Source organism: Salinimicrobium tongyeongense, assembly GCF_026109735.1.
Classification (GTDB): domain Bacteria; phylum Bacteroidota; class Bacteroidia; order Flavobacteriales; family Flavobacteriaceae; genus Salinimicrobium; species Salinimicrobium tongyeongense.
Window position 1 is genome coordinate 2,830,762 of sequence record NZ_CP069620.1, and the last position, 20,549, is coordinate 2,851,310.

General features: G+C 43.7%; 21 protein-coding genes. 18 read left to right on the forward strand and 3 right to left on the reverse strand.

Features of this window, described 5'->3' with window-relative positions; genetic code table 11:
- Positions 1-298: 298 nt before the first annotated feature.
- The 12 genes from JRG66_RS12565 (at position 299) to JRG66_RS12620 (ending at position 11,092) form a co-directional block, all read left to right on the forward strand.
- The gene (locus JRG66_RS12565) at positions 299-1,615 is read left to right on the forward strand and encodes a dihydrolipoamide acetyltransferase family protein (protein WP_265163116.1); all 1,317 of its coding nucleotides are present in this window, start codon (positions 299-301) and stop codon (positions 1,613-1,615) included.
- A 112-nt stretch (positions 1,616-1,727) separates the two neighbouring features.
- Positions 1,728-2,507 (forward strand): 3'-5' exonuclease, encoded by a 780-nt coding sequence (locus JRG66_RS12570; RefSeq protein WP_265163117.1) that lies wholly within the window; start codon positions 1,728-1,730, stop codon positions 2,505-2,507.
- Positions 2,508-2,520: 13 nt separating this feature from the next.
- Positions 2,521-3,135 (forward strand): fumarylacetoacetate hydrolase family protein, encoded by a 615-nt coding sequence (locus tag JRG66_RS12575; protein WP_265163118.1) that lies wholly within the window; start codon positions 2,521-2,523, stop codon positions 3,133-3,135.
- On the forward strand, positions 3,132-3,470 hold the full coding sequence (locus JRG66_RS12580; RefSeq protein WP_265163119.1) for an Hpt domain-containing protein: 339 nt from the start codon (positions 3,132-3,134) through the stop codon (positions 3,468-3,470). The genes JRG66_RS12575 and JRG66_RS12580 overlap by 4 nt, the downstream gene beginning before the upstream one ends.
- Complete coding sequence (locus tag JRG66_RS12585) at positions 3,470-4,729, forward strand: competence/damage-inducible protein A (protein ID WP_265163120.1); 1,260 nt, start codon at positions 3,470-3,472, stop codon at positions 4,727-4,729. Before JRG66_RS12580 ends, JRG66_RS12585 begins: the two co-directional genes overlap by 1 nt.
- 695 nt (positions 4,730-5,424) lie before the next feature.
- The gene (rpmB, locus tag JRG66_RS12590; protein ID WP_265163121.1) at positions 5,425-5,664 is read left to right on the forward strand and encodes a 50S ribosomal protein L28; all 240 of its coding nucleotides are present in this window, start codon (positions 5,425-5,427) and stop codon (positions 5,662-5,664) included.
- 25 nt (positions 5,665-5,689) lie between these two features.
- Positions 5,690-5,872 carry a 50S ribosomal protein L33 gene (gene rpmG, locus JRG66_RS12595; RefSeq protein ID WP_093113661.1) on the forward strand — a complete coding sequence of 61 codons (183 nt, stop codon included), beginning with the start codon at positions 5,690-5,692 and terminating at the stop codon, positions 5,870-5,872.
- A gap of 7 nt (positions 5,873-5,879) precedes the next feature.
- Positions 5,880-6,032, forward strand: a complete 153-nt coding sequence (locus JRG66_RS12600; protein WP_265163122.1) for a DUF4295 domain-containing protein — start codon at positions 5,880-5,882, stop codon at positions 6,030-6,032.
- Positions 6,033-6,160: 128 nt separating this feature from the next.
- Positions 6,161-7,117: a signal recognition particle-docking protein FtsY gene (gene ftsY, locus JRG66_RS12605; RefSeq protein WP_265163123.1), complete on the forward strand. Its 957-nt coding sequence runs from the start codon at positions 6,161-6,163 to the stop codon at positions 7,115-7,117.
- A gap of 10 nt (positions 7,118-7,127) precedes the next feature.
- Positions 7,128-8,795, forward strand: coding sequence for an amidase family protein (locus JRG66_RS12610; protein WP_265163124.1), 1,668 nt, complete (start codon positions 7,128-7,130; stop codon positions 8,793-8,795).
- A 1-nt stretch (position 8,796) separates the two neighbouring features.
- A complete protein-coding gene (locus JRG66_RS12615) occupies positions 8,797-9,081 on the forward strand; it encodes a hypothetical protein (RefSeq protein WP_265163125.1) in 285 nt (94 codons plus the stop codon).
- 514 nt (positions 9,082-9,595) lie between these two features.
- Positions 9,596-11,092 carry a P-loop ATPase, Sll1717 family gene (locus JRG66_RS12620; protein WP_265163126.1) on the forward strand — a complete coding sequence of 499 codons (1,497 nt, stop codon included), beginning with the start codon at positions 9,596-9,598 and terminating at the stop codon, positions 11,090-11,092.
- 123 nt (positions 11,093-11,215) lie between these two features.
- Here the strand turns inward: JRG66_RS12620 and JRG66_RS12625 are convergent, their stop codons facing one another.
- Positions 11,216-12,733, reverse strand: coding sequence for an IS1182 family transposase (locus JRG66_RS12625; protein WP_265163127.1), 1,518 nt, complete (start codon positions 12,731-12,733; stop codon positions 11,216-11,218).
- A 181-nt stretch (positions 12,734-12,914) separates the two neighbouring features.
- Here JRG66_RS12625 and JRG66_RS12630 point away from each other — a divergent pair, with 181 nt between their 5' ends.
- Together JRG66_RS12630 and JRG66_RS12635 are read left to right on the forward strand one after the other, a co-directional pair.
- A complete protein-coding gene (locus JRG66_RS12630) occupies positions 12,915-14,042 on the forward strand; it encodes a hypothetical protein (RefSeq protein ID WP_265163128.1) in 1,128 nt (375 codons plus the stop codon).
- A gap of 62 nt (positions 14,043-14,104) precedes the next feature.
- Positions 14,105-14,260 carry a hypothetical protein gene (locus JRG66_RS12635; RefSeq protein ID WP_265163129.1) on the forward strand — a complete coding sequence of 52 codons (156 nt, stop codon included), beginning with the start codon at positions 14,105-14,107 and terminating at the stop codon, positions 14,258-14,260.
- A gap of 70 nt (positions 14,261-14,330) precedes the next feature.
- On the opposite strand, the gene JRG66_RS12640 is transcribed toward JRG66_RS12635, so the two are convergent.
- A complete protein-coding gene (locus JRG66_RS12640; RefSeq protein ID WP_265163130.1) occupies positions 14,331-15,056 on the reverse strand; it encodes an SIMPL domain-containing protein in 726 nt (241 codons plus the stop codon).
- Between the two features lie 87 nt (positions 15,057-15,143).
- Here JRG66_RS12640 and guaA point away from each other — a divergent pair, with 87 nt between their 5' ends.
- The 4 genes from guaA to JRG66_RS12660 are packed head-to-tail and all read left to right on the forward strand — an operon-like array spanning position 15,144 to position 19,557.
- On the forward strand, positions 15,144-16,673 hold the full coding sequence (gene guaA / locus JRG66_RS12645; protein ID WP_265163131.1) for a glutamine-hydrolyzing GMP synthase: 1,530 nt from the start codon (positions 15,144-15,146) through the stop codon (positions 16,671-16,673).
- A 10-nt stretch (positions 16,674-16,683) separates the two neighbouring features.
- A complete protein-coding gene (locus tag JRG66_RS12650; RefSeq protein WP_265163132.1) occupies positions 16,684-18,615 on the forward strand; it encodes a LysM peptidoglycan-binding domain-containing protein in 1,932 nt (643 codons plus the stop codon).
- Complete coding sequence (locus JRG66_RS12655) at positions 18,615-19,031, forward strand: OsmC family protein (protein WP_265163133.1); 417 nt, start codon at positions 18,615-18,617, stop codon at positions 19,029-19,031. Before JRG66_RS12650 ends, JRG66_RS12655 begins: the two co-directional genes overlap by 1 nt.
- Positions 19,009-19,557, forward strand: a complete 549-nt coding sequence (locus tag JRG66_RS12660; protein ID WP_265163134.1) for a DUF922 domain-containing protein — start codon at positions 19,009-19,011, stop codon at positions 19,555-19,557. Before JRG66_RS12655 ends, JRG66_RS12660 begins: the two co-directional genes overlap by 23 nt.
- On the opposite strand, the gene JRG66_RS12665 is transcribed toward JRG66_RS12660, so the two are convergent.
- Positions 19,554-20,498 (reverse strand): NAD(P)H-dependent flavin oxidoreductase, encoded by a 945-nt coding sequence (locus JRG66_RS12665; protein ID WP_265163135.1) that lies wholly within the window; start codon positions 20,496-20,498, stop codon positions 19,554-19,556. The two genes, JRG66_RS12660 and JRG66_RS12665, sit on opposite strands and share 4 nt — an antisense overlap.
- Positions 20,499-20,549 lie beyond the last annotated feature (51 nt).

A 20,549-nucleotide genomic window follows, 5' to 3' on the forward strand; every position in this document is an offset into this window, starting at 1 on the left:
GTCTTACTTAGTGTGGCGATACTTTTAAAAAAGAAGTTGGATTTTGCCATTTTTGGAACCTCTGGCAGCCCGGTTCTTCTGTAACTTCAAAAGCTTCAGGTTTAGGCTGCCTTAAAAAACAAACGTATCTTTTTCGAAACTAAGTAGTGAAAATTGTAATTTTACTCGGGAAACAGGCTCTTTTTCAGAAGCAAAAAGAGTCCTGATTATTTTCGCTGCTGAAGAATTATTATTAATTGAGGTAAATTTTTAGTAATTTCGCAGTCAATTTTAAGTAAAACATCTTCGAGATAAGAATATGGCAAAATTTGAACTAAAATTACCCAAGATGGGGGAGAGTGTTGCGGAAGCAACCATTACGAATTGGTTAAAAGAAGTTGGAGAGACCATTGAGGCCGATGAGGCAGTTCTGGAAATTGCCACAGATAAAGTGGATAGTGAGGTGCCGAGTGAAGTAGACGGGGTGCTGGTTGAAAAATTGTTCAACGAAGATGATGTGGTACAGGTAGGGCAAACCATTGCTATTATTGAAACTGAAGGGGAAGAAGCGGCAGAGACCACCCCGGTTGCCGACCAGGAAGTGCCTTCGCCCGAGATTGAAGAAGCCGTTGCCGCAGCCGAAAGCAGGGTGGAAGAGGCTAAAAATATCACTACTTCAGAGTATGCCGAGAGTAACAGGTTTTATTCTCCGCTGGTTAAAAATATCGCCAAAGAGGAAGGGATTTCATTTGATGAGCTCGAGCAGATTCCCGGAAGCGGGAAAGAAGGAAGGGTCACCAAAAATGACATTTTAGGCTACCTGGAAAACCGTTCATCCCAACCAGCTGCACAGCCACAGCAAGAGCAGCAAAAACCACAGCAGGCAGCTGCGCCGCAACCGGCTAAAACTCCGGTGAGCGTGAATGGCGAAGACGAGATCATCGAGATGTCACGCATGGGCAAAATGATTGCGCACCACATGGTAGAAAGTGTGCAGACTTCTGCTCATGTGCAGTCTTTTATTGAGGTAGATGTGACTAACATCTGGAACTGGAGAAAGAAAAACAAAGATGCTTTTGAAAAGAGGGAAGGTGAGAAACTTACCTTCACCCCAATCTTTATGGAAGCTGTAGCCAAGGCTATAAAAGATTTTCCGTTGATCAACATTTCTGTTGATGGTGATAAGATCATTAAACGCAAGAATATCAACCTGGGGATGGCGGCAGCCCTTCCCGATGGTAACTTAATTGTGCCGGTGATCAAAAATGCCGACCAGCTTAACCTGGTGGGAATGGCAAAGGCCGTTAACGACCTTGCTAACCGTGCCCGGCTCAACAAATTAAAGCCCGATGATATCCAGGGAGGTACATATACAGTGACCAACGTGGGTACTTTTGGAAGTGTAATGGGTACGCCAATCATTAATCAGCCGCAGGTGGGGATACTCGCGCTGGGTGCTATTAGAAAGGTGCCGGCCGTGATTGAAACCCCCGAAGGGGATTTTATTGGCATTCGTTACAAGATGTTCCTTTCGCACAGTTACGACCACCGTGTGGTGAACGGAGCTTTGGGGGGGCAGTTTGTACAGAGAGTGGCCCAGTACCTTGAAAAATTTGACAAGAACAGAGACCTGTAACTCAGCTGTCTAAAATGATAAAAAGCCATGGCCTTTCAGGTTATGGCTTTCTTTTTTTTATTGTTTCCCGCTAAAGTTTCGGGAAATATTATCTTTACCAAAACTACAAACTATGGAGCTGAAGCTTAATAAGCCTCTGTGTTTTTTTGATCTTGAAGCCACGGGTACCAATGTCGCCAAAGACAGGATTGTGGAAATCTCGGTTTTAAAGATCTTTCCAAACGGAAACCGCGAAAGCAAAACCTGGCTGGTAAACCCCACCGTGCCAATCTCAAAAGACGTGGTGGCCGTACACGGCATCACCAACGAGAAAGTGGCCAACGAGCCCACTTTTAAGGAACTTGCCCCCGTTGTTTATGAAATGATCAAAGGCTGTGACCTTGCGGGTTACAACTCAAACCGTTACGATATCCCGCTTTTGGCTGAAGAAATGCTGCGGGCCGGGGTTGATTTTGATATGAAGAACGCCCTGTCTGTAGATGTGCAGACCATCTTCCACAAAATGGAACAACGCACGCTTTCTGCTGCCTATAAATTTTACTGCGGAAAAGAGCTTGAAGGCGCTCACGGGGCCGAAGTTGATACCATGGCGACCTATGAAGTCCTTAAATCGCAGCTCGATAAATATGAAGATGAACTGCAGAATGATGTAAAATGGCTTTCTTCGTTCACTTCGAGAAAAGAGTGTGCAGATATTGCAGGCCTCATCGTTTTTGATAAGAAAGGCCGCGAGGTGTTTAGCTTCGGAAAGCACAAAGGCAAATGCGTTGAGGATATTCTTGAGCAGGAGCCCGGCTACTTCGGATGGTTCCAGAATGCCGATTTTCCGCTGTACACAAAAAAAGTGCTTACTGCAATCAAATTGCGAAAACTAAATACCAAGCTTAAGTAAAATTTTATGTCTTATGAAGATCATCTGTATAGGCCGAAATTATACCGATCATATTGCCGAACTTCAGAATGAAAAACCCACTGAACCGGTAATCTTTCTCAAACCCGATTCGGCTGTGCTTCTTAAAAAGCAGCCATTTTTTATTCCGCCTTTTTCAGATGATATCCATTACGAGGTGGAGCTGCTGGTGCGTATCAATAAGATCGGAAAGCATATTCAGAAGAAATTTGCGCACAAATATTATGATGAAGTAGGCTTGGGTATAGATTTCACAGCCAGAGACCTTCAGAAGAAATTAAAGGAAAAAGGATTGCCGTGGGAGAAGGCAAAAGGCTTTGACGGCTCGGCGGTGATTGGGGAAAAATGGCTTCCAAAATCCCATTTTCAAGACCTTAACGATGTGGGTTTTGGCTTAAAAAAGAACGGCGAAATAGTGCAGCAGGGAAGAACTTCTCATATGTTGTGGAAAATTGACGAAATAATTGAATATATTTCACAATATTTTACGCTCAAGATTGGTGATGTGATCTTTACCGGAACCCCTGCAGGGGTGGGCCGTGTAGCAATAAATGATGAGTTGAGCGGATTTATTGAAGACCAACAAATATTCTCAATACAGGTAAAATGAGGAACTACAATTTAGAGAGTGTTGAAGAAATGGCCGGCGGCGATCAGGATTTTGTCAGGGTGGTGGTGCAGACTTTCCTGGAAGAAATTCCGCCAGACCTTGAAGGGATGAATCAGGCAGTGACGCAAGATAATCCGCAGCAGGCCTATCAGTACGCTCATAAGATGAAGCCGAACTTCCAGATGTTCGGGCTTGGCCTGATGCCACAGATCAAGATTTTGGAAAGCTGGGCAAAAGCCGGGGAGAACCAAGAGGAGGTGCACGAGGCCTCACGTATCATCACAGCCAAATACAAGAAAGCCGAAGCCGAACTCAAGGAAGACTTTGATCTCTAATGACTGCAGAAATTATCACTATAGGAGATGAGATCCTCATTGGGCAGATAGTAGATTCCAATTCTGCTTTTATAGCCCGGGAACTCAATCTTATCGGGATTTCGGTGTACCAGATTACCTCTGTCCAGGATGAACGGGAGCACATTCTTGCCGCGCTGCAAGAGGCTTCAAAAAGGGCAAGTGTGGTGATCCTTACCGGCGGGCTGGGGCCTACCAAAGATGATGTGACCAAATACACTTTTGCTGAATTTTTTGATGATGAGCTGGTGCTCAACGAAAAAGTGCTGGCCCATATAGAAGAGCTGTTTTCCAAATACAAGAAAACCCCTATTTCTGACCTTAACCGCGAGCAGGCCATGCTGCCTTCCGGGAGCATTGCCCTGCACAACACCTATGGCACCGCCCCCGGCATGTGGATGGAAAAGGATCAAAAAGTTTATATCTCGCTGCCCGGGGTGCCTTACGAGATGAAAAACCTTATGGAAGCTGAGGTGATTCCGCGTTTAAGAGAAAAGTTTCACCGCCCTTTTATTTACCACAAAACCATACTTACCAGGGGAGAGGGCGAAAGCGCAATTGCCAACAAACTTGCGGCCTGGGAAGATCGTTTGCCCAAACATATCAAACTGGCTTACCTGCCCGATCTTGGCAGCGTGAGGTTAAGGCTTTCAGGCAAAGGAGATCATGAAGAGGAGCTGATACATTCCGTAGAAAAAGAAGTAGAAGGGCTTTATGAGCTCTTGGGCGATATTATTGCCGATGAGCAGGAGGAGGACGAAAAGATTGCAGTGCAGATAAGCAAGTTGCTTTCTTCTCAAAAGAAGTTCCTCTCGGCAGCCGAAAGTTGTACCGGGGGCGCCCTTGCAGCCGAATTTACCACCCATCCCGGGGCATCTGCCTGTTTTAAAGGCGGGATGGTCTCGTATGCTACCCAGGTGAAAATAGAGCGTCTGCAGGTTCCAAAAGAGCTTATTGAAAAGCACTCGGTAGTAAGTGCCGAGGTGGCCGAGGCTATGGCTAAAAACGCCAGGAAATTCTTTAAAACCGACTATGCCCTGTCAACTACCGGAAATGCCGGCCCTACCAAAGGCGACAGCGATGCCGAGGTAGGTACAGTCTACATTGGCCTTGCCGCACCCGGGAAAGTCTATTCCAAAAAGTTCATTTTTGGCAACAATCGGGACCAGGTGGTAAAACAAACAGTGCAACAAGCTTTCGAAATGATCCTGAAGGAAATCACCGGGGAAGTTAGAAGTTAGATTTACGAAGTGCGATTTGAAAACCGTAGTTCTTTTTGCCACAAATTCACAAATATTTTCTTGTTTTCTGGATTAAAAAATGATGCTAACCTGCAAGGTCTTTTTTTGAGCTTGTAGGTTTTCTATAAGTAGTTAGCTTTTTAAACTTTCTAAGACTGTTTTAATCACAGTTGACTTAGATGCGGCAAAGATTACAAAAGGGCGCCATCGGGATTCTTACATTTCAGAAAAAACAAATGTCCCGTTAGGGACAATATATCGGTAAAATAAAGAAGTAAGGCTACACTCGTCCCGCTAGGGACGAAATACAGGTGCTGTGGCTACATACTACAGCCTTCGTAGCATTTCCGACCCAATCCCTTCCTGCTCATTGTTAATTGAATGGGTTGTCACAGATGCAGGAATTTTAATCGTCACAAATTACAAATCCGCGCCATCCGCATCGGGGAAAGGTCATTTTCAGTAAGTTTGGATGCAAATTTCCGGCTTAGACAGTTCTTCACCAGGTGGTCTTCCGAAGAAAAGTAAAACAGGTCTTTGACAGAAGTTCCAAAAATGGCATTTTTGAGGGAGATTTCAGGAGTTGAACTGAAAAACTAACTTCAGAAAAAATATTTTCATCTGCTATTGGCTATTAGGTAAAAAAATCGTTAATTTGCAGCCTGTTTTGAAATAACGAGTTAAAGTATAGAGCAATGTCAAGAGTTTGTGAACTTACAGGTAAGAAAGCAATGGTAGGAAACAATGTTTCCCACGCGATGAACAAGACAAAACGTAAATTTGACGCCAATTTGGTTAAAAAACGTTTTTTTATCCCTGAAGAAGATAAATGGATCACTTTAAAAGTGTCTACTTCTGCTATTAAAAATATTAATAAGAAGGGAATTTCGGCTGTAATCAAAGAAGCAAGGGAAAAGGGTTTTTTAAATAAGTAATCCTTAACATTTAAGACGCAGTAAAATGGCAAAGAAAGGTAACAGAGTTCAGGTTATATTAGAGTGTACAGAGCACAAAGCTTCTGGAAAACCAGGAACTTCAAGATATATCACAACAAAAAACAAAAAGAACACGCCAGATAGAATGGAGTTGAAGAAATTCAACCCTATCCTAAAGAAGATGACGGTTCATAAAGAAATAAAATAATTAAGTCATGGCAAAGAAATCAGTAGCAACATTACAGACAGGATCAAAGAGGTTAACTAAAGCTATTAAGATGGTTAAATCTCCAAAGACCGGCGCCTATACTTTCCAGGAAGCTATTATGGCCCCTGAAATGGTAAATGACTTCCTGAACAAGAAATAAGTTATTTTCAAAATATACAAAAGCCGTCCCGGTAGCTATCGGGACGGCTTTTTGTTTTTGTGTATATTTACCCCGGCTAGCTCTCTTATATTTGCAGCCAATTGTTCAAATAAAGACCAGACCGTATAATGAGTTTATTTAAGAAAATGTTCTCCCGGGAGAAGAAGGAAACCCTTGATAAAGGGCTCGAAAAATCCAAAAACGATTTCTTTTCCAAACTGGGTAAGGCCGTGGCCGGGAAATCTAAAGTTGATGACGAGGTTCTCGATGACCTCGAAGATGTATTGGTGAGCAGCGATGTGGGCGTGGGTACTACCGTAAAAATCATTAAACGCATTGAAGAACGGGTGGCCCGCGACAGGTACCTGGGTACCGATGAGCTTAACAGGATCTTGCGCGAAGAAATTGCCGCCCTGCTCTCGGAAACCAACTCGGGCGAAGCTACCGACTTCTATGTGCCTGCCGATAAAAAACCTTATGTGATCATGGTAGTTGGCGTAAATGGTGTTGGCAAGACCACCACTATCGGGAAACTGGCTTACCAGTTTCAGAAAGAAGGAAAAAAAGTGGTGCTTGGTGCAGCCGATACTTTCCGGGCGGCGGCTATAGACCAGTTACAGGTTTGGGCCGACAGGGTAGGGGTGCCTATCGTAAAGCAAAGCATGGGCAGTGACCCGGCTTCGGTAGCTTTTGATTCGGTGCAGAGTGCCGTTAAACAGCAGGCCGATGTGGTGATCATTGATACTGCAGGCCGCCTTCACAACAAGGTGAACCTCATGAACGAGCTTAGCAAAGTCAAAAGGGTGATGCAGAAGGTGGTAGACAACGCCCCGCACGAAGTGCTGCTGGTACTCGACGGCTCTACCGGGCAAAATGCCTTTGAACAGGCCAAACAATTTACTGCAGCTACCGAGGTGACTTCCCTCGCGGTGACCAAATTAGACGGTACCGCAAAAGGAGGGGTGGTGATAGGTATCAGCGACCAGTTCCAGATTCCGGTGAAGTACATCGGGGTGGGAGAGGGCGTTGAAGACCTGCAGGTTTTCAATAAATATGAATTCGTAGACTCTTTCTTTAAAAAATAAATCGGTGTTCATGAAGCAGCTCCTCTTTCTTTGTCTGCTCCCGCTGGTTTTTATCTCCTGTGGCCTAAAAACGGGAGAAGACAAAGAGGCTAAGGAGGCCCTGGTGTGGCAGCCTGAAGATGAAACTGCCGAACTCGAGGAGCAGACCTCTCACGAGCTCGAAAGAATGAGGTTCAGGCTTATTAATTCAAAGTACCTCGACAAAAACGAAATATGGAAGCCTTTTGAAAAGGATCTTGCCAATTTTTCTGCCAGGAAGTACGAATCTTTAAAGCCGCTCATCTTCGAAAGAAGCATCCCCGAACTGCAACGCGCGGTGAAGAACGGCCGACTCACCTATACCGATCTTACGCTTTTCTATATCTACCGCATCAGGGAGCTGGAAAGCAACAATGAGCTTTCGCTAAATGCGATAATTGCTTTGAACCCCAATGTGGTAAACCGGGCCAGGGAACTCGATAAGCGCGGAATTCCTGCAGGTATCGAGAATTCCGTGTATGGCATGCCGGTGCTTCTAAAAGACAACATCAATACTGCCGGGCTCACAACTACCGCCGGGGCCATTGCCCTTGCCAACAACATACCTGCCAAAAATGCCTTTATTGTAGATAGGTTGGAGCAGCATAACGCACTTATTTTAGGCAAGGCCAACCTCAGTGAATGGGCCTACTACTTTTGTGATGGCTGCCCTTTGGGCTATAGCGCCGTGGGTGGACAAACCTTAAACCCCTACGGAAGGAAAGAATTTGAAACCGGGGGCTCCAGTTCGGGAAGTGGCGTAGCCGTTGCCGCAAACTATGCAGTGGCCGCCGTTGGTACCGAAACTGCCGGCTCCATAATTTCCCCCGCGGCTAAAAATGCGGTGGTAGGTTTAAAACCAACTGTCGGTTTACTGAGTCGCAGCGGTATTGTTCCTATTTCCGAAACCCTCGATACGCCCGGCCCCATGACCAAATACGTGATCGATACCGCCATTTTGCTCAACGCCCTTACCGGCAAAGATCCAAAAGACACAGTATCTGTGGCGGCAAATGAAGATTACGTAAAAGCTCTTTCTCCTGATGCTTTAAACGGAAAAAGGATAGGGGTAATGAAATCCCTCATGCAGGATTCCATTTACAACAAGGCCATTCAAACCCTGAAGGAAGGCGGGGCCGTGATCGTGGAATTTGAAGCCGAAGAAGTGCCGCTCAACAACTTCCTCAGCCTGCTCAATGCCGATATGAAAAAAGATCTTCCGGCCTATTTAAATACCGCCGCAGGAAAGCAGGTGGCCTTTGGCAGTGTAGATGAGATCGTAGCCTATAATAAAGAAGACAGCCTGCTAAGGGCGCCCTACGGGCAGCAGCTTTTTGAAGCTATTGTGGCCGATACTACCAGTGCTGCCCAACTTGAGAAAATTGTAGCGCAACTGCGCGATAAAGGGAGAAGCTTTTTTGATGTGCCCATGCAAAAGCACAATCTTGATGCCGTGGCTTCAATTAACAACTATCACGCGGCCTATGCAGCCGTGGCTAAATATCCGGCGCTGGCCGTTCCTGCAGGTTATGAGGCCTCGGGAGAGCCTAAGAGCATTACGCTTATCGCCAAAGCTTTTGAAGAGTATAAGCTTTTAAATATGGGCTATGCTTTTGAGCAGCTAAGCTATGCCCGCAAGCCCCCAAAGAATTACAGGTAATATGTCACAACGCAATTTGGTGATCCTCACCAAGATCATCCTCATCTACAGCATCTTTTTTATTTTCATGAAAGCAGTCGTTATTTTTGGCGGTGCCTGGCTCGTGCCCAACCTGCTTCTAATGCTGCCTTTTCTTATTTTGGGAACCATAGCCGGGATACAGATAAAGCGCGAAAAATATTCCTGGTGGCTGGTGGGTATTGGCGCGGCAGCTATCATCATCATCCGCGTGAACGAAACGGCATTTAGTGTTTGGGTGCAGCAGCAACTCATGAACCAGGCCTAAAATAGCTACGGAAGCACCTCTTCTGAAATGCCATTTTTGGCACTTAATAATTCCTGAAACCAGCATTTCTTCGGAAGTCTCAGCTTTTATATTGAAGGCCAATCCCTGCTGAAGTATTCTTTTTAGCCGGAAGCAAACCTGATGCATTCTCCCCTAAAATCTGCCTGTTCTTTTGCTGAAACCTGTCTGACTTTTAAAATCTCTTCTAAGGCCACCGGACTTTCTTTTTAAGAATACGTTATGAATTCCCTGAAGCTGAGGCTGAAAGCCTGAAATTTCATCGGTACCCCTAAAAACCCTTCAAAAATGTCATTTTGTAAGGAATTTACCAACTATCTTCCTAAAAACCCTTGATAATGAGAGTTGTTTTACGGATTCCCGTAAGCTTCTTTAACAAATATTTAATAGCTTTACTGAAGGCGCAGCAGGGTTTGTTATTATCCCTTATAGACGTTGGATAATCAAAAGAGCTTGTTGTTTTATAGATTGTTGGGAGTAATTAAAATTTTCAGATATGGATAAGCTTGAATTATTGGAGAAGTTAACTTTTGGTGAAAGAATTGCTGAAGACGAAAGCACCAAGCTAAAGGGATACTTTGTATCAACACATATTTGGTCACAAGTCTATAACGGCAAGACTGATGTGATTTATGGACCCAAAGGAAGTGGGAAAAGTGCTATTTACTCCATTCTGGAAGGTGAGGTTGACGATCTTTTTTTCAATAAGAATGTACTGATTACTTCTGCTGAAAATCCGAGAGGGAATACTGTTTTCAAAGGCCTCACTCTAAATCCACCAACTAGTGAAAAGGAATTTGTCCGATTATGGAAACTATATTTCCTTATTATAACTAATTCAATTCTCCTTGATTGGGGGATCAATGATGAAAACATAAAAAAAATTGGAAGATCTCTTGAGAGTTCAGGATTAAAACCGCCTGAAACTAACTTAAGGTCTATCCTAAAAACCTGTATGGATTATGTTAAGAGTTTTGGAAATATTGAGTCACTTCAACCTGGAATTGATTTGAATGAAGCTACTGGACTTCCTTCAGGGTTAAGCATGAAGGTTTCTTTCAGAGAACCAAATACAGCGGAACGAAAAGCTGGAATTGTTTCAGTTGAATCTTTGTATGAACTTCTTAATGAGACACTAATCAAAAATGAAATCTCATTATGGATTTTGATTGATAGGTTAGATGTAGCGTTTTCTGAGAACCTTGATTTAGAAACGAATGCTTTAAAAGCCTTATTTATAGTTTATAATGATCTAAAACCATATGGCAATATTGAGTTAAAAATTTTCCTTCGAGATGATATATGGAGAAGAATAACAAAGCAAGGCTTTAGAGAGGCGAGTCACATAACTAAGACTGTAACAATTACATGGACTAGAGAATCGCTTCTGAACCTAATAATCTCTAGAGCACTAAATAATGAAGATATAATTAAGCATTATGATGTCGAAAGGGAAGATGTTTTAAGTGATTTTGATAAACAAGAAGCTCTTTTCTACCAATTATTTCCAGATCAAGTTGATCAAGGAGCCAAAAAACCACGTACTCTTGACTGGATACTTTCTAGAGTTCGAGATGGGCTGAATATTGTTGCCCCGAGAGAATTGATTCATTTGCTTAATGAAACGATTTCAGAACAGATCAATTTAGTAGCGATTGGTGAAGATAAGGGAGATAGTAAGTCTCTTTTTGCACCTGTTGCCCTAAAAAGAGCATTAGATAAAGTATCCAAGGTTAGATTAGAACAGACAATCTATGCCGAATATCCGAAACTAAGAAACTGGATTGAGAAGCTTGAAGCTGAAAAGGCTGAACATACTCCCGAGACATTGGCTAACCTTTGGAAGGTTGAATTGGAGGAAGCAAAAAAAATTGCTCAAGAATTAAATCTAATTGGATTCTTTGAAGAAAAAGGTACTAAACAATCTCCTAGATATTGGATACCATTTTTATATCGAAATGAATTAAAAATAATCCAAGGATCTGCAGATTAATTACTCCCAACAATGGTAACCGTTGCACAAGCCAATAATTTTTTGAATTCCCGCTACAAATAAGCCGCTTTAAGCGGTTTTTCTTTTATGGATTGGATTGGCTGTGAACGAAATTCAGGTTCCTTAAAATTGAACTGTGAGATTCCTGTAGTAGGTTTTTGGTTGAAGGAGCCAAGCGAGCTGCTCTGCTCCGGATTTCACCTTCTTCGCTTTGAATTTCAGGTATTTTTTGAGGTTGTAAGCAATGGCGGCCAGATGCATACATTTATTTGCTTGCCTGATCCCAATGGTATTCACCTTCCGAAGCCCCAGGAATTCCTTTAGTGTACCAAAAACAGGTTCTACAGTGCTTTGGCGTTTGGCTTTCATATAGCGGCCGCGCCTGGTCTTTACCCGTTCAATGTTCCTATCGTATTCCTCCCGGTAGGCAGTAATGTTGATCCTTTTTTCATGGCTTTTGCCAATGCAGTCCGTTTTTATAGGACAGCCTTTACAATCGGCCCGTGTGGTAAAATAATTGTCCTTTAGATTACCATTTTCCATTTTCTGCTTCCGGAAGGTAACTTTCTTGCCCTGTGGGCACAGCCAGTAATTACCTTCTTTAATATACTCAAATCCTTCAGGCCCGCCTTTGTAGGTCCCGTGCGGCGGGATGTATGTGGTCAGTCCTTTTTTCTCAAAGTATGCGTAATTTTCCCCACTGCTGTAACCGGCATCTGCCAATACATTCTCCCAGATCAAACCTTCCCGGCGCAAGCGCCTGTTGAGTCTTGCGGCAGTATCCTGTAGGTATTTGGTGTCTTTCTTGTCTGCGTGGTATGCCCGTACATCAGTGATAACGTGTGCTTCAATATCTACCGCCAGGTTACACAGGTAGTTCAGTTTTCTGGCCTTCCCGGGTTTGACACTTATCCTGGCATCGGGATCTGTTGGGCTGTAATGGGTTTTGTTGCTGGTGTACTTGCTGCCTTTGTTTTTGGCCCCGGGGCGCATGTCCTGGTCCTCGCTCCATTTCTTGTTCCGGCTTTTGATTTCCTGAAGCTCTTTCTTACTTGCTGTGATCTTCTGCTGTTTTTCAGGGGCTTTGTTCCCTTTGGCTTTGCGATCCCTGCTGCTTTGTACACGCACCTTGGAAAGATGCTCCTCGAGGTCTTCTGCCGGGACTTTGATCTCCAGGCTGTCCATGGAAGCATTGGCTTTTACAGGAGCGGAATCAATTGCCTGGGTGTGCCCGGTTACCAATCCGACTTCAATACACAGCTTTAAAACTTTGGTAAAAACTTCCTCAAAGATATCTTCAGGAAAAAGCTGCCGGGTACGGCTGATGGTACTGTGCCAGGGCAGTTCTTCATCCACATCATATCCCAGGAAATAGAGGATGTCCAACCGCATTGCACAATGGTTCATTACCCCACGATCCGTAGTAATGTTCTCTAAATATCCCACCAGGCAGATTTTAAAAAAGACCACCGGATCAATGCTTTTCTGTCCACTATCTCCGTAGAACTTTTGCGTAAGCGGATAAAGAAACTCCAGGTTCAGGGCTTCTTTTAAACGTCGGTAAAAATTTTCTTTTGGGATCCGGTCACTGAGACGGAAGGAAGTGAAGAGTTTTTCCTGATAATTTTTCTTGCCTTGCATATCAGAAAATTAGCATTTTCTGGTATCTTGTGCAACAGGCACAATGGCTAAGAAAACATAGGGCAGATAAGGCTTTCAGCAAGGTTCGTTTACCTAGCAAACTTCGGTTTCGGTGGACAGATAATCGCTCCGAAAGCCCTACGTTTCTTAGCCGAGAACATTACAGCCAATTTTTTCCTTGATGAAAAATATAGAAAAACAAGTAAATCTAACTTTCAATAAAGCTGTATATCTTCAATTAATGGCTGCATTAGATCCAATTTCTGATTGGTCTAAAATCAAAGATATTGTTATTAGTACTCATTCATTCTTTAAAGAATCACCAAAAGAAGAAATAACTGAAAAAATTGAAGAAATCGACAGCTATCTTTCAAAGATAGTTGAACAATTTCAATTAAGATTTCCGCCAAAAAAAAGCGTAGATGAAATTGCTGATTCTTGGAATAGTTGTTTCAAAAACGATAAAAATCCATTTCAAAATGGAGTCACATTCGGATGGTTAAATGAACTAATGAATATTGATGAGTTGAAATTGTACAAAGACGTTCCTTACCACTTCAAGATAGGATTAGTTGCTCATAAAGGATTTGGTGGTGTAGAAGAAGATTTTCTACTAAAAGATGCTTTTCACGTTCTTATTGAAGCACATAAATATTATGATTTACTAAACACGTATGCAGAGAAAGAAAAAATAAAACAAATTGCAGCAGATAGAATCGAATTTGATAAAAATACTTATAGAAATATATCAGATATTAAATTTGAAATTTCGTCTTATGCACGACTAGGAATTATTTCATTTTATGCATTTTTAGAAGGATTTGTAAATAGTGTTGGATATAGTTATAGAAAAAATAACATAGACCGTTTGAATCCTAATGAAAAGGAGATTTTAGAAGGTTTAAAAAATGGAAGACATATTTCTCTTCGACAAAAACTTGAAAAATTCCAGAGAATAATTAGAAAAGATAAAAAAGTAATATTAATTACTACAGATAACGCACAAACGGAATTCTTTGTTAACGAGTTTTTTAATGTATACGAAAACCTAAGAAATTCATCTGTTCACTTTTCACCTACGAAAGAACCAATTTGGATGAAACCAGATGATTGGTTAGAAAAAATTAATGATTTTTCAAAAATAACTTTAAAAATAGCACTTCAATTTTGGAAGAGTTGCTATGAAACAGATGAAGGTCCGTATTATTTAAATCAATTGGATTACGACGATTTTTATAAAAGATCCAAAAATAGACTTGAGAGTATTGTCGATATTAAAAATGAAATAAGAAAATTGGCTGAAACATAAGTTCACCGTAAATAACGGGTATTGCCGAAATAGTGTAATTTTAAACATCAGAAAATATTTAAATGACCAAAACCACTTTCGATAATTTAATGATCGCCACAATTGCTTTACTTCTTGTGATTGTGAGCATTTTGGGTAGGGAAGAATACAGCCCCATAGCCCTGCTTCCTTTAGTGCTCCTGTTTTTAAGCGGGAAAGCCTACTTCAGGAAACAATAAGCTGCTGCGGTACGGGCTGCCAAAAATGGCATTTTCAGAAGGTATTTTTCAGGTATAAGTGCGGATTTTTCTAATCGATTTCAAACTCCAGCCTCATGGTCACCGAGGCTGTTTTCTTCTTATCGGCGGTATTATAGGCACCGCCCCAGGTGAAGCTTTCGCCGCTGTTCTGGCCAATGATCTGGAAAACGCCAAGATCGGCACTGCGCAGAGAGCCCAGTTCACTGCCGCTGTTTTCGGCGATCTTTTCGGCCCTTATGCGGGCATCTTCTGTGGCGGCCTGGATCATCTGGATCTTGAGGTCACTTAATTTTGTGTAGTAATATCGCGGCGGAGTGGAGTTGAACTGCACGCCTTTTTGCAAAAGTTCGGTGATCTCACGCGACACTTTTTCAACCATAGGTACATCTGTAGATTCGATTTTTACGGTTTGCTGAAGCTGGTAACCTTTAAAGATTTCCCCCACGTAATTGCCGTTTTGGTATTGTGCTTCCCTAAGCTCGGTGGTCTGAACCGAGTTGAAAACAATATTTTTCTCGTCTATTCCTTTTGAAATAAGGTATTGCCTCACGGTTTCTTTGTCGTCGTTAAGCCTCTCGAAAGCCGCCTGCAGTTGCATGCTGGTTTGTGAAAAAGTACCTTCCCATACAATAAGGTCTGAAGTGAAATCTTCACTCCCCGATCCGGTCACTGCGATCACACCGGGAGGAGTGGCCCTTTTCAGGTAAAAATTTCCGGCAATGTAGGCAGCCAGTACTATGGCGACCGATACGAAAATGGGGGCGATGTATTTCATAGGGCGTTGTGTAAACGATTTTATTTTTAAAGATATAAAATAAGTCGGCACAGGGGTTAATTTTACCTCAAATTCCTATTTTTGCGCATGCACAACAACGTCCTTATTTTAGATTTCGGCTCTCAATACACACAATTGATTGCCCGCCGGGTTCGAGAACTCAATATTTACTGCGAGATCCACCCCTTCAACAAGATTCCAAATGAGCTTTCAGGTTTTAAGGCTGTAATACTTTCGGGAAGCCCTTTTTCTGTGAGAGCAGAAGATGCGCCACATCCCGATCTTTCCAGGATCAGGAAACAGCTTCCGGTCCTGGCCGTATGTTATGGTGCGCAATATCTGGCGCATTTTAACGGCGGAAAAGTGGAAGCTTCAGAAATAAGGGAATACGGCCGCGCAAATCTTTCGGTGATCAAAGATGGTGAAGCCTTGTTTGCCCATATTACTGAAAACTCACAGGTATGGATGAGCCACAGTGATACCATTAAAGAACTGCCCCAAAATGGGGTTAGGCTGGCAAGTACGCCCGATGTGTTAAATGCTGCTTACCGCATTGATGGTGAAGAAACTTACGCCATCCAGTTCCATCCCGAAGTTTACCACTCCACAGATGGAAAGCAACTTTTGGAAAACTTTCTTGTAAATATCGCAAAAGTTGAACAGGAATGGACGCCCGAAGCTTTTGTAGACATGACGGTAGCCGACCTTAAGAAGCAAATTGGCGACGATAAAGTGGTATTGGGGCTAAGCGGAGGCGTAGATTCTACCGTTGCCGCCGTACTGCTGCATAAAGCCATTGGCAAGAACCTTTACTGCATCTTTGTAAATAACGGCCTGTTAAGAAAGAATGAATTTGAAAGTGTGCTCGACCAGTACAAGCACATGGGGCTAAACGTAAAAGGGGTTGATGCTTCGGCACGTTTTTTGGAAGCCCTGGCAGGGATCTCAGACCCTGAAGGGAAGCGGAAGGCGATAGGAAAGACCTTTATCGATGTTTTTGATGATGAGGCCCACCGCATAAAGGATGTAAAGTACCTGGCACAGGGCACCATTTATCCCGATGTAATTGAATCTGTTTCGGTGAACGGGCCTTCGGTGACCATAAAATCTCACCACAATGTGGGAGGCCTTCCGGCTTATATGAAACTTAAGGTGGTTGAGCCTTTGAGGATGTTGTTTAAGGATGAGGTGAGAAGAGTGGGGGCAGAGCTGGAGATCGATAAGGAGCTGCTGGGCAGGCATCCTTTCCCGGGGCCGGGGCTTGCCATAAGGATCCTTGGAGATATCACGCCCGAGAAAGTTCGTATTTTACAGGAAGTGGATGCCATATTTATAAACGGATTAAAAGAATGGATGCTGTATGACAAGGTTTGGCAGGCAGGTGCGATCCTTTTACCGGTGAACTCAGTAGGGGTAATGGGCGATGAAAGAACCTATGAAAAAGTGGTTGCCCTGCGTGCGGTAGAATCTACCGACGGGATGACTGCCGACTGGGTGAATTTGCCTTATGATTTTTTACAAAAGACATCCAATACAATAATTAACAGAGTTAAGGGCGTTAATAGGGTAGTATATGACATAAGTTCCAAACCGCCTGCCACTATTGAGTGGGAATAAACAATGACCTATGAAAAAAATTGCAGTTCTTTTCCTCTTTTTACAAATGTTTGCCTTGCAGGCGTTTGCACAGCAGTACAAATACCACATTGTAAAAAGAGGGGAAACTACACAGGAGATTGCCAGGCAGTACAATATTTCTGAAGAAACCCTTTTTAAATACAATCCTGATGCCCGCCGCGGAATAGAACCGGAAGGAAAGCTGGTAGTGCCCATAAATGCTGGGGCTCAGGATAATATCCAGGCTTCAGGGCAGGAAGGTCAAAAATTCGTCATGCATCGCGTGAAGCGAAAAGAGACCCTTTTTAGCCTTTCGCAGGAATATAACGTGAGCATTGAAGATATTAAAAGGTTCAATAAGCATCTTTATTCCGAAGAACTTAGAAGAGGGGAAAAGATCAGGATTCCTGAAAGCAGCCCTGCTGCGCTAACGCAGAAGCCCGACCCTTCACCCTCTCCTTCAAATATTTTTGACCTAAGCGTGAAGGAACACGTGGTGCTTCCGCAGGAAACCCTTTACGGAATTTCCAGAAAATACAACATCACCATTGCCGATTTACAACGGCTTAACCCTAATATGCAGAACCTGCAGCCCGGGATGGTCATCACCGTAAGGAACGGCAATGTGGAGAAAGTGGTTGATGTGGATGGAAAACTTTTCAAATACTACCAGGTACAGCCGCAGGAAACCATTTTTAGCCTTACCCGTCGCTTCGGAATTAGTCGCGATTCGCTGGTGTCACTGAACCCGGCATTGGCCGATGGTTTGAAATCGGGCATGGTGCTTAAGATCCCGAATATTGAGCTTACTGAAGGTGTTGGCGAGTATGAAGCTGAAGAATTCGTGAACCTGGAGCGAAAGATGAATAACTACAGCACAAAGAACCTGGTGCTGATGTTGCCTTTCAACAAGAACAAACTTGTGGTGACCGATACTTCCGATAATTATGCCGATAGGATCAAGAAAGACCAGGTGATGCAGCTGTCGCTTGATTTCTATTCGGGTGTTTTGATGGCGGTAGATTCGGCTAAAACCATCGGGATCTCTACAGATCTCAGGGTGTTAGACACTGAACAGAATCCGGGGAAAGTGAACCTGCTGCTCAATACCGAAAACTTTAATGATGTTGATGCGGTAATTGGGCCACTTTTACAGTCTACCGTAGAGACTGCCGCAAGAGGTTTGGAACGAAGGAATATTCCCGTGGTTTCACCGCTTTCCAAAAAACAGATCACTGCGCTCGACAATTACCTGCAGGCCCGGCCTACAGATGAAATGTTGCGGGAAGCCATGATCACATTTATTTCAGATAATTCGGCAGGTAAGAACCTGGTGATCATTGCCGACGGAAGTGCGGGCGAGACCAGGAGAAGGCTTTCTGCTGCTTTCCCTTCAGCCAGGCTGGTAACTCCTTCAGAAGGTGGTTACATCAACCAGGCGCAGGTGGCGGGGGCTTTAGATAAAACCCGCCCCAACTGGATCATCCTTGAATCTGACAAGATTGGGGTGCTGAGTAATGCCACTTCATATTTAAATTCGCTTGCCGATTCTTACAAGATCACGCTTCTGACTACAGACAGGAACAAATCTTTTGAAAGTGACAATATTTCGAACAGCCATTTAGGAAAGCTCAATTTCCATTACCCTTCTGTAGACCGTGCTTTTGATCCTGAAAAGAACCGGGATTTCATACAAAAGTACGTTGAAAAATATGGAGTAGTGCCTAATTCCGCAGCGGTAAGAGGTTTTGACGTGACCTATGATGTGCTGTTAAGGCTGGCTTCGGCCGAAAACCTTTATGAATCTGTAAAGAACGACAGCGCAACCCAGTATGTAGAGAACAAATTTAGCTACGAGCTTCGTCCCGATGGTGGCTATATCAATAACTCCGTCTATATTTTATCTTACGGAAAAGACCTTAACTTAAAAGTAGTTAGATAATGACTTCAAAAGTAACTTACCTGGGCGACCTGAGAACCCGGTGCGAACATATTCAAAGCAATAACACCTTCATTACAGATGCCCCGGTTGACAACCAGGGAAAGGGGGAGGCCTTTTCCCCAACCGATACCGTTGCTACTGCCTTGGGGAGTTGTATGCTCACCATTGTGGGAATCAAAGCCCGGGACCTGGGGTTGAACGTGGAAGGGACCACTGCCGCGATCACCAAAAGTATGGCTGCCGATCCCAGGCGTATTTCGGGCATAAAAGTTGCAATTTCCTTCCCGGCTTCCTATGACGAGAAAAACAGGAAGATCCTGGAGCGTGCAGCAGAGACTTGTCCGGTGCTGTACAGTCTGCATCCCGATATCGTTCTGGACATCAGTTTTCACTATGAAAAAACTATTGCTGAATAGCCTTTTAATCCTGTTAGTTTCCTTCGGAATTCAGGCGCAGGAAGAAGATGCAAGAATGGGGTGGGTAGAAAATGCCCTCACCTGGGAAAATTTTCAGGCAGCGCCAGATCCTAACAGTCCTTTTTCGGCAAATACCAGTTCGGGGATTTCTTATTCCTGGTCGCTGAAGACCTCTGTTTTAGGAAAAGAATACCATTTTGAAGTAGAGTCGTTCTTCAACCCTCACAGGTCATGGGTGAAAGGCAGTGCTTCTGCCCATCTCCTGGCGCACGAGCAGCTGCATTTTGACATCACCGAACTACACGCCCGAAAACTTCGGAAAGCCCTTACAGAATTCGATTTCAAAAAGAGCAGGGAAGTGAAACCTGCTTTACAGAAAATCTATCAAGATGTTGAAAAGCAGCGGGCGCTCATGCAGCAAAAATTTGACAGGGAGACCAGGCACAGCATGAAGAAAGAAGCCCAGCTTGAGTGGCAAAATTATGTTGCTGAAGAGTTGAAAGAACTGGAAGTATTTTCTTCTTAAAAGCCGGCTACTTCGGCTTTGGCTTCATTAAATTCCTTTAGCATATCCTGTATGATTTCGGCTGCGGGCTTAATATCGTGGATTAAGCCGGAAATCTGTCCTATTTCGAGTTCCCCTTCGTCTAAATCCCCTTCAAACATACCTTTTTTGGCCCTTGCACGCCCCAGTAGTTCTATAAGTTGATCTCTGGAGGGGCTGGTAGAGTAGAGTGCTGTTACCTGCTCAAAAAAGCGGTTTTTGAGCAGTCTTACAGGGGCGAGTTCTTTTAAAGTAAGCACCGTATCGCCTTCTTTTGCCTGCACCACCATTTCCTTGAACTTTGGGTGCGAAGAAGCTTCGTGGCTGGCAACAAACCTGCTGCCTACCTGTACGGCATCGGCTCCCAAAACCATGGCGGCCAGCATGCCGCGCCCTGTCGCGATACCTCCTGCGGCTATAAGCGGAATTTTAATTTGTTCCCTCACCATGGGAATAAGGGTGAAGGTGGTGGTCTCATCCCTTCCGTTGTGTCCTCCTGCTTCAAAACCTTCGGCCACTACTGCATCCACCCCGGCGGCTTCGGCTTTAAGGGCAAATTTTACACTGCTCACCACATGTACCACTTTTATCCCTTTTTCCTGAAGGTGTGGCGTCCAGGTCTTTGGGTTTCCGGCAGAAGTGAACACGATTTTAACCCCTTCTTCAATGATGATCTCCATGATCTCTTCCAGGTTAGGGTAGAGCATGGGCACATTTACCGCGAAAGGAAAAGAGGTTGCTTTTTGACATTTTTGGATATGTTCCCTTAGTACTTCCGGGTACATAGAGCCTGCGCCAATAATTCCCAGTCCCCCTTCGTTGCTCACTGCGCTGGCAAGTTTCCAGCCGCTGGCCCAAATCATTCCGGCCTGTATAATAGGGTATTGTATATTGAAGAGTCGGGTAATCCTGTTGTTGGTCATGAGGTTATTCTGTTTTCAACCCTTTCAGGGTTTTGGATCCTGAAAGGGTTT

What these genes read in the sequence shown, in the direction of transcription:
- JRG66_RS12655 (WP_265163133.1), top strand. Translation starts at nt 18,615, where the DNA reads ATGACTTCAAAAGTAACTTACCTGGGCGACCTGAGAACCCGGTGCGAA.
- JRG66_RS12575 (WP_265163118.1), top strand. Translation starts at nt 2,521, where the DNA reads ATGAAGATCATCTGTATAGGCCGAAATTATACCGATCATATTGCCGAA.
- JRG66_RS12615 (WP_265163125.1), top strand. Translation starts at nt 8,797, where the DNA reads ATGTCACAACGCAATTTGGTGATCCTCACCAAGATCATCCTCATCTAC.
- rpmB (WP_265163121.1), top strand. Translation starts at nt 5,425, where the DNA reads ATGTCAAGAGTTTGTGAACTTACAGGTAAGAAAGCAATGGTAGGAAAC.
- JRG66_RS12580 (WP_265163119.1), top strand. Translation starts at nt 3,132, where the DNA reads ATGAGGAACTACAATTTAGAGAGTGTTGAAGAAATGGCCGGCGGCGAT.
- JRG66_RS12665 (WP_265163135.1), bottom strand. Translation starts at nt 20,498, where the DNA reads ATGACCAACAACAGGATTACCCGACTCTTCAATATACAATACCCTATT.
- ftsY (WP_265163123.1), top strand. Translation starts at nt 6,161, where the DNA reads ATGAGTTTATTTAAGAAAATGTTCTCCCGGGAGAAGAAGGAAACCCTT.
- JRG66_RS12625 (WP_265163127.1), bottom strand. Translation starts at nt 12,733, where the DNA reads ATGCAAGGCAAGAAAAATTATCAGGAAAAACTCTTCACTTCCTTCCGT.
- JRG66_RS12620 (WP_265163126.1), top strand. Translation starts at nt 9,596, where the DNA reads ATGGATAAGCTTGAATTATTGGAGAAGTTAACTTTTGGTGAAAGAATT.
- JRG66_RS12660 (WP_265163134.1), top strand. Translation starts at nt 19,009, where the DNA reads ATGAAAAAACTATTGCTGAATAGCCTTTTAATCCTGTTAGTTTCCTTC.
- JRG66_RS12650 (WP_265163132.1), top strand. Translation starts at nt 16,684, where the DNA reads ATGAAAAAAATTGCAGTTCTTTTCCTCTTTTTACAAATGTTTGCCTTG.
- JRG66_RS12640 (WP_265163130.1), bottom strand. Translation starts at nt 15,056, where the DNA reads ATGAAATACATCGCCCCCATTTTCGTATCGGTCGCCATAGTACTGGCT.
- JRG66_RS12565 (WP_265163116.1), top strand. Translation starts at nt 299, where the DNA reads ATGGCAAAATTTGAACTAAAATTACCCAAGATGGGGGAGAGTGTTGCG.
- guaA (WP_265163131.1), top strand. Translation starts at nt 15,144, where the DNA reads ATGCACAACAACGTCCTTATTTTAGATTTCGGCTCTCAATACACACAA.
- JRG66_RS12610 (WP_265163124.1), top strand. Translation starts at nt 7,128, where the DNA reads ATGAAGCAGCTCCTCTTTCTTTGTCTGCTCCCGCTGGTTTTTATCTCC.
- JRG66_RS12630 (WP_265163128.1), top strand. Translation starts at nt 12,915, where the DNA reads ATGAAAAATATAGAAAAACAAGTAAATCTAACTTTCAATAAAGCTGTA.
- rpmG (WP_093113661.1), top strand. Translation starts at nt 5,690, where the DNA reads ATGGCAAAGAAAGGTAACAGAGTTCAGGTTATATTAGAGTGTACAGAG.
- JRG66_RS12570 (WP_265163117.1), top strand. Translation starts at nt 1,728, where the DNA reads ATGGAGCTGAAGCTTAATAAGCCTCTGTGTTTTTTTGATCTTGAAGCC.
- JRG66_RS12635 (WP_265163129.1), top strand. Translation starts at nt 14,105, where the DNA reads ATGACCAAAACCACTTTCGATAATTTAATGATCGCCACAATTGCTTTA.
- JRG66_RS12585 (WP_265163120.1), top strand. Translation starts at nt 3,470, where the DNA reads ATGACTGCAGAAATTATCACTATAGGAGATGAGATCCTCATTGGGCAG.
- JRG66_RS12600 (WP_265163122.1), top strand. Translation starts at nt 5,880, where the DNA reads ATGGCAAAGAAATCAGTAGCAACATTACAGACAGGATCAAAGAGGTTA.